This window comes from Streptomyces sp. NPDC048484, assembly GCF_040651415.1.
GTDB lineage: Bacteria > Actinomycetota > Actinomycetes > Streptomycetales > Streptomycetaceae > Streptomyces.
Window position 1 is genome coordinate 1 of record NZ_JBEZJY010000101.1, and the last position, 10,667, is coordinate 10,667.

9 protein-coding genes are annotated in these 10,667 nt (G+C 70.2%); 4 read left to right on the forward strand and 5 right to left on the reverse strand.

Translation table 11 applies throughout. The annotated features are described in order from the left end of the window. Window positions 1-275 precede the first annotated feature (275 nt). The 5 genes from fdhD to AB0D14_RS44230 are packed head-to-tail and all read right to left on the reverse strand — an operon-like array spanning window position 276 to window position 6,762. Window positions 276-1,139 (reverse strand): formate dehydrogenase accessory sulfurtransferase FdhD, encoded by an 864-nt coding sequence (fdhD, locus tag AB0D14_RS44210; RefSeq protein WP_362790987.1) that lies wholly within the window; start codon window positions 1,137-1,139, stop codon window positions 276-278. Window positions 1,140-1,146: 7 nt separating this feature from the next. After that, window positions 1,147-2,007 (reverse strand): 2Fe-2S iron-sulfur cluster-binding protein, encoded by an 861-nt coding sequence (locus AB0D14_RS44215; RefSeq protein ID WP_362790990.1) that lies wholly within the window; start codon window positions 2,005-2,007, stop codon window positions 1,147-1,149. Next, window positions 2,004-3,827, reverse strand: a complete 1,824-nt coding sequence (locus AB0D14_RS44220; RefSeq protein WP_362790992.1) for an NAD(P)H-dependent oxidoreductase subunit E — start codon at window positions 3,825-3,827, stop codon at window positions 2,004-2,006. The genes AB0D14_RS44215 and AB0D14_RS44220 overlap by 4 nt, the downstream gene beginning before the upstream one ends. Window positions 3,828-3,833: 6 nt before the next feature. Continuing rightward, window positions 3,834-5,759, reverse strand: a complete 1,926-nt coding sequence (locus AB0D14_RS44225; RefSeq protein WP_362790995.1) for a molybdopterin-dependent oxidoreductase — start codon at window positions 5,757-5,759, stop codon at window positions 3,834-3,836. Window positions 5,760-5,790: 31 nt separating this feature from the next. Further along, window positions 5,791-6,762 (reverse strand): 2-dehydropantoate 2-reductase, encoded by a 972-nt coding sequence (locus tag AB0D14_RS44230; RefSeq protein WP_362790998.1) that lies wholly within the window; start codon window positions 6,760-6,762, stop codon window positions 5,791-5,793. Window positions 6,763-7,171: 409 nt separating this feature from the next. Between AB0D14_RS44230 and AB0D14_RS44235 the strand changes: the two genes are divergently transcribed. The 4 genes from AB0D14_RS44235 to AB0D14_RS44250 all read left to right on the forward strand — a co-directional run bounded on the left by AB0D14_RS44235 (window position 7,172) and on the right by AB0D14_RS44250 (window position 10,576). Continuing rightward, window positions 7,172-8,503 (forward strand): OFA family MFS transporter, encoded by a 1,332-nt coding sequence (locus tag AB0D14_RS44235; protein WP_362791001.1) that lies wholly within the window; start codon window positions 7,172-7,174, stop codon window positions 8,501-8,503. Beyond that, window positions 8,475-8,621 carry a hypothetical protein gene (locus tag AB0D14_RS44240; RefSeq protein ID WP_362791004.1) on the forward strand — a complete coding sequence of 49 codons (147 nt, stop codon included), beginning with the start codon at window positions 8,475-8,477 and terminating at the stop codon, window positions 8,619-8,621. Before AB0D14_RS44235 ends, AB0D14_RS44240 begins: the two co-directional genes overlap by 29 nt. Window positions 8,622-8,809: 188 nt before the next feature. Continuing rightward, complete coding sequence (locus AB0D14_RS44245) at window positions 8,810-9,748, forward strand: beta-ketoacyl-ACP synthase III (protein WP_362791007.1); 939 nt, start codon at window positions 8,810-8,812, stop codon at window positions 9,746-9,748. Between the two features lie 150 nt (window positions 9,749-9,898). Continuing rightward, a complete protein-coding gene (locus tag AB0D14_RS44250; RefSeq protein WP_362791010.1) occupies window positions 9,899-10,576 on the forward strand; it encodes a GntR family transcriptional regulator in 678 nt (225 codons plus the stop codon). The last annotated feature ends 91 nt before the right edge of the window (window positions 10,577-10,667 follow it).

A 10,667-nucleotide genomic window follows, 5' to 3' on the forward strand; every position in this document is an offset into this window, starting at 1 on the left:
CCGGTCGGCAGAGGCCCGTGAAACAGGAACCCGTGGTGGTACTGCGTAGCAGTACGGACCGGAATCGCCTGCCCTCGGGCAGGCGAGGGCGTCAATGCGCTCTCAGGCACCCCACAAGAAACGGCACGGCCGTGGCGGGAGAACTCCACGGATGCCGACCCGGTGACGCCCACCGACTCCGGACAGGTCCTTCGAGGGCTGAGGCGGGGCCCCTCCGGCGCAGGGGGCGCTCCCCGCCGGATCGGGGCCCCGCCGCCGTGTCGCGGGGAGACCGGTCAGCTCTGGGAGGCCGCGGCCTGCAGAGCGATGCGGTGCTCGCCCGCGTACACGTTCATGGAGGTGCCCCGCAGGAAGCCGACCAGGGTCAGGTTCGACTCGGCGGCCAGGTCCACCGCCAGCGAGGACGGTGCCGAGACCGCGGCGAGCACGGGGATGCCGGCCATCACCGCTTTCTGGGCCAGCTCGAAGGAGGCGCGCCCCGAGACGAGCAGCACCGTGCGGGAGAGCGGCAGGGTGCCGTTCTGGAGGGCGCGGCCGACCAGCTTGTCGACCGCGTTGTGCCGGCCCACGTCCTCCCGGATGTCGACGAGCTCGCCGTCCTCGGTGAACAGGGCCGCCGCGTGCAGACCCCCGGTCCGGTCGAACACGCGCTGCGCCGCGCGCAGCCGGTCGGGGAGGCTCGCGAGCAGATCGGGTTCGAGCCGTACCGGGGGAGTCGTGTCGCCGTGCGTGTCGTCGATCGTCCAGCGGGCCGTCGTACGGACCGCGTCCAGGCTCGCCTTGCCGCACAGGCCGCAGGACGACGTCGTGTACACGTTGCGTTCGAGTGTGATGTCGGGGATGACGACGCCGGGCGCGGTCCGCACGTCGACGATGTTGTACGTGTTCGAGCCGTCCACCGTGGCGCCCGCGCAGTAGACGATGTTCTGCAGTTCGTCGGCCCGGCCGAGGACCCCCTCGCTGACCAGGAAGCCCGCCGCGAGCGCGAAGTCGTCGCCCGGGGTACGCATCGTGATCGCGAGGGCTTTTCCGTTCAGCCGGATCTCCAGTGGTTCCTCGGCGACGAGCGTGTCCGGGCGGGTGGAGACCGCCCCGTCCCGGATGCGGATCACCTTGCGTCGTTCCGTGACTCGTCCCATGTCCTGATCAGTCCCGGTTCTGTACGTGCTGGTAGCCGAAGCGGCCCTTGATGCAGAGGTTGCCGTGGGTCACCGGGTTGTCGTGCGGCGAGGTGACCTTCACGATCTCATTGTCCTGTACGTGCAGGGTGAGATTGCAGCCCACTCCGCAGTAGGCGCACACCGTGGTCGTTTCCGTCTGCGCCGACTCGTCCCACGTACCCGCCGCACGCATGTCGAACTCCGACTTGAACGAAAGCGCCCCCGTCGGGCACACCTCGATGCAGTTGCCGCAGTACACACAGGCCGAGTCTGTGAGGGGACCGTCGTGCTCGACGGCGATCCGGGCGTCGAAACCGCGTCCGACGACCGAGATGGCGAAGGTGTTCTGCCACTGGTCGCCGCAGGCGTCGACGCATTTGTAGCAGAGGATGCACTTGCCGTAGTCGCGCACGTAGAGGTCGTTGTCGACCCTCGGCTCCTCCTCCAGGCGGGCGGCGTCGGGGCCGAACCGGTCGGGCTTCGCCTCGTACTCCTTGAGCCATCCGGCGACCTCCGGTGTGGTCGACATGTCGACCGAGGACGCCAGGAGTTCAAGGACGACTCTGCGGCTGTGCCGGGCCCGCTCGGTGTCCGTCCGCACCTCCATGCCCGCCTCCGCCTTGCGGGAACAGGCCGGGACGAGGGTGCGCGCGCCCTCGACCTCGACGACGCACACCCGGCACGCGTTCTTGGGGGCCAGGGTGTCGCCCTGGCACAGGGTCGGGACCTCCTTGCCCGCCGACCGGCAGGCGTCGAGGATCGTGGCACCTTCCGGTGCCCGCACGGGCTCACCGTCGATGGTGAACTCCAGCAGACGGCGGGGGATCCCCAGCGTTGTCATGGTCATTCGTACGCCCCCAGGCGGTCGATGGCGGATTCCACGGCGTTCCACGCGGTCTGTCCGAGACCGCAGATCGAGGCGTCCTTCATGGCCCGGCCCACGTCCCGCAGCAGCGTGATGTCGGCGGCCGCGTCGGCTCCGGTCCGCTCGACGATGCGGTGCAGCGCCTCCTCCTGGCGCACGGTCCCGACCCGGCACGGCACGCACTGCCCGCACGACTCGTCCCGGAAGAACTCGGCGATCCGCAGCAGCAGGCGCGGCAACGGCACGGTGTCGTCGAAGGCCAGCACGACCCCGGAGCCGAGCGTCGCGCCGGCCTCCCGCGTGCCCTCGAAGGTGAGCGGGATGTCCAGCTCGTCGGGCCGTACGAAACCACCGGCCGCGCCCCCGAGGAGCACCGCGCGCAACCGGTCGCGTACGCCCGCGAGGTCCAGCAGCTCGCCGAGCGTCGCGCCGAACGGCAGCTCGTAGACACCGGGCCGGTCCACGCTGCCCGACACACAGAACAGCTTCGGTCCGGTGGAGGCGCCGCTGCCGATCGCCGCGTACGCGGCGGCCCCGATGGTGAGGATCGGCAGGACGTTGACCAGCGTCTCGACGTTGTTCTCCGCGGTGGGTTTGCCGAACAGACCCTTCTCCACAGGGAAGGGCGGTTTCGACCGCGGCTCTCCTCTGTACCCCTCGATGGAGTTGAAGAGGGCCGTCTCCTCGCCGCAGATGTACGCGCCCGCGCCGCGCCGGATCTCGATGTCGAAGGCGTACCCCTGACCGAGGACGTCGTCCCCGAGCAGCCCGCGCGCGCGGGCCTGCCCGATGGCGTGCTCCATGCGGTGCAGCGCGCGCGGGTACTCGCCGCGCAGGTACAGATAGCCCTTGTGCGCCCCGACCGCGTACGCCGCGATCGTCATCGCCTCCACCAGGGAGTACGGGTCGCCCTCCATGACCACGCGGTCCTTGAAGGTGCCGGGCTCGGATTCGTCCGCGTTGCACACCAGGTAGTGCGGGTGGTCGGGCTGCGACGCCGTGGCCTGCCATTTGCGGCCGGTGGGGAAGGCGGCGCCGCCGCGCCCGACCAGGCCCGCGTCGCCGACCTCGCGGATGACCCCGGCGGGGCCGATCGCGAAGGCATGCCGCAGGGCCGTGTAACCGCCGTGCGCCCGGTAGTCGTCGAGCGACGCCGGATCGACCAGGCCGATCCGGTTCAGCAGCATCAGCGAGGGGTCCCCGGCCTGCGGGACCGCCAGTGCGGCGGGCGGCTCCTCGGGCGCAGAGTCGGGTGAGCTCGCCGCGAGCACCGCCCGCTCGACGGTCGCGGGCGCCGACACGGCCGTACGCACCAAGTTCCCGGCTTTGACGGCGAGGGCGGCCGGAGCCCGCTCGCACAGGCCGAGGCACGGGCTGCGCTCGACGCTCACCCCGCTGCCGGGGCCGAGCCGGGCCTCGGCCCCGGCGCACAGCTCCGAGGCGCCCGCCGCCGCGCACGCGAGGTCCGTGCACACGTGCAGGACCGTCGTGGGGCGCGGCTTCACCGAGAACATCGCGTAGAAGGTGGCGACCCCGTACGCGTCCGCCGGCGGCACCGTCAGCCGCCGGCACAGGTAGTCGAGGGCGCCCTCGCTGATCCAGCCGATCCGGTCGTTGACGGCGTGCAGCGCCGGCAACAGCAGGTCACGACGTTCCCGGGCCTCTCGCCCGCCGCGTGCCCACCTGAGATCGGCGTCGGAACGGTCGGCGCCCTCCCACGAGGACTCCGGAGGTCCGAGCAGCGCGTCGACCGCCGCCCGCTCCTCGTCCGTCGGCTTGCTGTCACCGAAGTGCAGGTCCACTTGACATCACCTCACTTGAAGAGCAACCGGCAGTTTCTCGATGCGGATCGCCGACGCCTTGAACTCCGCCGTCCCCGCGATCGGGCAGTTCGCCTCGATCGTCAGCTGGTTGGTGTCCACCTCGTCGGGGAAGTGCATGGTCATGAACGCGAGACCGGGCCGCAGCGCGGTGTCGACCCACACCGGCGCCACCACCGAGCCGCGCCGCGAGGAGACCTGGACCTGCTCGCCGACCATCACGCCGTAGCGCTCCGCGTCCTCCGGGCACAGCTCGACGTACTCACCGCGCCGCATCGGCGAGGCGAAACCGCCGCTCTGCACCCCGGTGTTGTACGAGTCGAGCCGCCGCCCGGTGGTCAGCCGGATCGGGAACCGTTCGTCCGTCAGGTCGACGGGCGGGTCGTGCTGGACGAGCCCGAAGGGCGCGAGGCGGCCGCGCGCGGCCGGGTCGGACGCCCACAGCCTGCCGTGCAGATAGGTCGGTTCGATCCGGTCCGTCTCCGGGCACGGCCACTGGATGCCCTGGTGCTCCGCCAGCCGCTCGTACGTCATCCCGTAGTGGTCCGGGGACACCGACCGCAGCTCGTTCCAGACGGCCTCGGAGTCCGCGTACTTCCACTCGTGGCCCAGCCGGGAGGCGAGGTCGCAGAGGATGTCGACGTCCTCGCGGGCCTCACCGGGCGGGACGACCGCCCGGCGTACCCGCTGAACGCGCCGCTCGCTGTTGGTGGTCGTGCCCTCGGTCTCGGCCCAGCCCGCGGTCGCGGGAAGGACGACATCCGCCAGCTCGGCCGTCTTCGTCAGGAAGATGTCCTGGACGACGAGGAAGTCGAGGGCCCGCATGCGCCGTACGGCCTGCTCGCTGTCGGCCTCCGACTGGGCGGGGTTCTCCCCGATGCAGTAGACGGCCTTGAGCGAGCCCTCCTCCATGGCCTCGAACATCTCCGTCAGGTTCAGCCCGTAGTGGGGCTGGATGACGGTGCCCCACACGGACTCGAACTTCACCCGGGTGTCCGCGTCGAGGAGGTCCTGGAAGCCGGGCAGCCGGTTCGGGATGGCGCCCATGTCGCCGCCGCCCTGCACGTTGTTCTGCCCGCGCAGGGGCTGCAGTCCCGAGCCGAAGCGCCCCACATGGCCTGTCAGGAGCGACAGGTTGATGAGTGCGCGGACGTTGTCCGTGCCGTTGTGGTGCTCGGTGATGCCGAGCGTCCAGCACAGCTGGGCGCGCTCCGCGCGGGCGTAGGCGTGCGCCAACTCCCGTATCGCTGCGGCCGGTACGCCCGTCACCTTCTCGGCGAGCGACAGCGTCCACGGTTCGACGAGCTGCTTGTACTCCTCGAAGCCGGTGGTCGCCCGCTCGATGAACGCGTCGTTCGCGAGCCCCGCCCGGATGATCTCGCGGCCGATCGCGTGGGCCATCGGGATGTCCGTGCCGACGTTCAGCCCGAGCCAGCCCTCGGCCCACTCGGCCGTGGAGGTGCGGCGCGGGTCGACCGCGTACATCCGGGCGCCGTTCCTGATCCCCTTCAGTACGTGCTGGAAGAAGATCGGGTGCGCGAAGCGGGCGTTGGAGCCCCACATCACGACGAGGTCGGTGTGCTCGACCTCGGCGTACGAGGAGGTCCCGCCGCCCGAGCCGAAGGCCGCCGACAGGCCCGCCACGCTGGGCGCGTGACAGGTGCGGTTGCAGGAGTCGACGTTGTTGGTGCCCATGACCACGCGGGCGAACTTCTGCGCCACGTAGTTCATCTCGTTGGTTGCGCGGGCGCAGGAGAACAGGCCGAACGCGCCGCGTGCGGCCCCGAGGCCCCGGGCGGTACGGTCCAGGGCCTCGTCCCAGGTGGCGCGCCGGAAGGGCTCGTCACGGGAGTCACGGACCAGCGGGTACTGAAGTCGGTTGTACACCTTGGGAGTTCGGTCGCGTTTCCTCATACGGCGGTCCTCAGAATCCTGGTGGATGTCCTCATGTGGCGGTCCTCAGTGCGAGCAGGTCCGAGATGGCGTGGACGGTGCGGAGCGTGGGCACCGGGACGTCGGTGATCTCCGCGAGTTCGACGACGGCGGCGAGCAGCACGTCGAGTTCGAGCGGCTTGCCGCGCTCCAGATCCTGGAGCGTCGAGGTGCGGTGGTCGCCGACACGCTCCGCGCCGGCCAGCCGCCTCTCGATGGAGACGCCCACCTCGCAGCCCAGCGCCTCGGCGACCGCGAGCGTCTCGGTCATCATGATCTCGATGACCCGGCGGGTGCCGCCGTGCAGGCACATCTGCCGCATGGTGGCGCGGGCCAGGGCGCTGATGGGGTTGAAGGAGATGTTGCCGAGCAGCTTGAGCCAGATGTCGTTGCGCAGGTCGGGCTCCACCGGACACTTGAGCCCGCCGGCCACCATGGCCTCGCCGAACGCGGTGCAGCGCACCGAGACCGTACGGTCCGGCTCGCCGATGGAGAACCGGGTGCCTTCGAGATGGCGGACCACTCCCGGTCCCGCCAGCTCGGTCGCCGCGTAGACGACACAGCCGACGGCCCGGGACGGCGCGATCACCGCACTGACCGCGCCGTCCGGGTCCACGCTCTCGATGCGGTGACCGTCGTGCGGGCCGCCGTGCCGGTGGAAGTACCACCAGGGAATGCCGTTCTGCGCGGCGATCACCGCGGTCCTGTCGTGGAGAAGCGGCTCGATGAGCGGCCCGCACGCCGCGTACGAGTTGGCCTTCAGGCCCAGGAAGACGAAGTCGACCGGGCCGACCTCGGCCGGGTCGTCGGTGGCGTGGGCCCGGGCGGTGAAGTCACCGCGCGGGCTGAGCACTCGCACTCCGTGCTGCCTCATGGCCGCGAGATGCGGTCCACGGGCGATGAGGTGCACATCGGCACCCGCGCGATGCAGCGCGGCTCCGACGTAGGCGCCGATCGCACCGGCGCCGAGAACTGCCACTTTCACTTGAGGGGCTCCGTTCGGTCGAGGGTACCGAGGAGGTGCTCAGTAGTACTGAGCAGTGTTGAATCGTGTCGACTGAATATTGTCTACAGTATGGAAGTTGGAGCAGCAAGGGTTCGCGCAGCACCTGGCGCAAGGTGACCGCCGCCCCGGGATCCGCCGAGGCCGCTTGTGCGATCCGCTGGGGCCGCCCACGGGATCCGCCGGGGTCGTCCTCGGGGATCACCTCCGGAGGTCGCTGAGTGTCGCGTTGCGAACACCCTTGGTAGAGGCGCCGAGTTCGGCCGGAAACACCGTTCGTCGCCCGAAACCGACCGTTCACCGCACTCCGCGTACCGTTCACCGCATACGGTCGACGAGTTGGGCCGGTCCCGCTTCCCAACCGAACAACCGCTTCCTATCGTCCGGGATCATGAGTCCCCCTGTAGCCCCACCGGGCTGGAGCCGCTGGCTGGTCCCGCCCGCGGCCCTGTCGGTCCACCTCTCCATCGGACAGGCCTACGCCTGGTCCGTGTTCAAGCCCTCCCTGGAGTCCGCGCTCGACCTCAGCGGCACCCAGAGCGCGCTGCCCTTCCAGCTCGGCATCGTGATGCTCGGTCTGTCCGCCGCGTTCGGCGGCACGCTCGTGGAGCGCAACGGGCCGCGCTGGGCGATGACGGTCGCCCTGATCTGCTTCTCCTCGGGCTTTCTGCTGTCCGCTCTCGGCGCCGCCACCGAGCAGTACTGGCTGATCGTGTTCGGCTACGGCTTCGTGGGCGGCATAGGCCTCGGTATCGGCTACATCTCGCCCGTCTCGACGCTCATCAAGTGGTTCCCGGACCGGCCGGGCATGGCCACCGGCATCGCCATCATGGGCTTCGGCGGCGGCGCGCTGATCGCCTCGCCGTGGTCCGCGCAGATGCTGGACTCCTTCGGCTCCGACAGCTCGGGCATCGCGCTGGCCTTCCTCGTGCACGGACTGACGTACGCCGTCTTCATGTCGCTCGGCGTGCTGCTGGTGCGCGTGCCGCGTCCCGCGAAGACCACGGCCGACGGCGCTCCGGCCCCGCTGGAGGGCGTGCAGGTCTCCGCGAAGAGTGCCGTGCGCACCCCGCAGTTCTGGCTCCTGTGGATCGTGCTCTGCATGAACGTGACCGCCGGCATCGGCATCCTGGAGAAGGCCGCGCCGATGATCACGGACTTCTTCGCGGACACCTCGACACCCGTCTCGGTGTCGGCGGCGGCCGGATTCGTCGCGCTGCTCTCCGCGGCCAACATGGCGGGCCGGATAGGCTGGTCGTCGACGTCCGACCTGATCGGACGCAAGAACATCTACCGCGTGTACCTGGGCGTCGGTGCGCTGATGTACGCGCTCATCGCCTGGGTCGGGGACTCGTCGAAGCCCGTGTTCATCATCTGCGCGCTGGTGATCCTCTCCTTCTACGGAGGAGGCTTCGCGACCGTCCCCGCCTACCTGAAGGACCTCTTCGGGACCTACCAGGTCGGCGCGATCCACGGACGGCTGCTCACCGCCTGGTCCACGGCCGGTGTGCTCGGCCCCCTGATCGTCAACTGGATCGCGGACCGGCAGGAGGACGCCGGCAAATCCGGAGCGTCCCTCTACGGACTGTCACTGATCATCATGATCGGGCTGCTCGTGGTCGGGTTCGTCGCCAACGAACTCGTCCGGCCCGTCGACGCCCGCCACCACATCCCCGCCCAGAAGGAGGCCACCGATGTCGGCCAGCGACAGCAGTCCGCCTGACAGCGCCCCTCCCGGCCGCCGCGGGCTGATCGCCTTCGCCTGGGTCTGGGTGGGAGCGCCGCTGCTCTACGGTCTGTACGAGCTTGTACAGAAAGCAACCCAGTTGTTCACGGGATAGTCCCGTTCACGGGATGGCCGACGGGGCAGTCGCCCGAATGTCCGCAGATCGGGCGTTCGGGCGTCCCGGGGTCTGACGGAAGCCAACAAGGGTGGCACGCCAATCCTGTGACTTTACGTGTCCTCGTATCCGTGAGTACCTGATCAGACTGGAGAGTCCTGCTACCCAGGCAACCAAGGGGACCGCCCATGAACGGCTCACGCATCGCCGCCGTCGGCCACTACCAGCCCGCCAGGGTTCTCACCAACGAGGACCTGGCGGAGCTGGTCGACACCAACGACGAGTGGATCACGAGCCGGGTGGGCATCCGTACGCGCCACATCGCCGGGCCCGACGAACCGGTCGACGAGCTGGCCGCGCACGCCGCCGCCAAGGCCCTCGCGGCCGCCGGCCTCGCCCCCGAGGACATCGATCTCGTCCTGGTGGCCACCTCCACCGCCATCGACAAGTCGCCGAACATGGCCGCCCGGGTGGCCGCCCGCCTCGGCATCCCGTCAGCGGCCGTCATGGACATCAACGTGGTCTGTGCGGGCTTCACCCACGCGCTGGCCACCGCCGACCATGCAGTACGCGCCGGTGGCGCGACCCGGGTGCTGGTCATCGGCGCCGACAAGATGTCCGACGTGGCCGACTGGACGGACCGTACGACCTGCGTGCTCGTCGGGGACGGGGCGGGCGCCGCCGTGGTCGAGGCCGCCGACGAGGCCGCCATCGGGCCCGTGCTCTGGGGCTCTGTGCCCGAGATGGGGAACGCGGTACGCATCGAGGGCACCCCTTCCCGGTTCTCCCAGGAGGGCCAGAGCGTCTACCGGTGGGCGACAACCAAGCTGCCCGCCATCGCGCGCAAGGCCTGCGAGCGCGCCGGGCTCACCCCCGAGGACCTCGCCGCGGTCGTGCTGCACCAGGCGAACCTGCGGATCATCGAGCCCCTCGCAGGGAAGATCGGCGCCGTGAACGCCGTCGTCGCGCGTGACGTCGTCGAATCCGGCAACACCTCCGCCGCCAGCATCCCGATCGCCCTGTCCAAGCTCGTCGAACGCGGCCAGATCTCCAGCGGCGACCGTGTGCTCCTCTTCGGCTTCGGCGGCAATCTCTCGTACGCGGGTCAGGTCATCCACTGCCCGTGACCTGCGGGTCTTTCACGGTGTGACGAGGTCGACCCCCCCTTGGCCTGGTCATTGTGCGCCGTAGACTGTAGACGAAAGACAATTGATACTGGCTTTCAGGCTGCCGTGCTGCCGGCGCGTACGCCGCCACTGCCCAGGAGGGGGACCGCGATGTTGTCGACCGGACTGCCGCAGGGGTCGGTGCCGAGGCTCGAACGGCCGGGTCCGCTCAGGGACCGTGTCTACGAGGCCCTGCTCGAACTGATCACGACGCGCGCCCTCCAGCCCGGCCAGCACCTCGTCGAGAGCGAACTGGCCGGGCACCTCGGGGTCTCCCGGCAGCCCGTGCGCGAGGCGTTGCAGCGGCTGAACACCGAGGGCTGGGTCGATCTGCGGCCCGCGCAGGGCGCGTTCGTGCATGAGCCGACCGAGGCGGAGGCGGACCAGCTCCTCACCGTGCGTACGCTCCTGGAGGCCGAGGCCTCCCGGCTCGCGGCGGCCAACACGGGCACATCGGGCATCGCGGCCCTGGAGGAGCTGTGCGCCGAGGGCGAGGAGGCGGTCGCCGCCGACGACGTGGACGGCGCGGTCGCGACCAACGCCCGCTTCCACGCCAAGGTCATGGAACTCGCGGGCAACGCGGTCCTGGCCGAACTGGCCGCACAGGTCGACCGGCGCGTCCGCTGGTACTACACGCCGGTGGCCCGGCAGCGCGGCCGGCAGTCCTGGATCGAGCACCGCGACCTGATCGCCGCGATCTCGGCCCGCGACGAACAGCGCGCCACCGAGGTCATGCGCGCCCACACGGAGCACACCCGCAGGACATACCACGCGCGGCCCCGTGACTAGTAGGGCTTGGTCAGGTTTGTATTGGTGTGGGTATGTTGCGGTGGCAGGTGGGGCAGGCGCCGGTCCAGAGGGCGAGGAGTGTCTGTAGCTC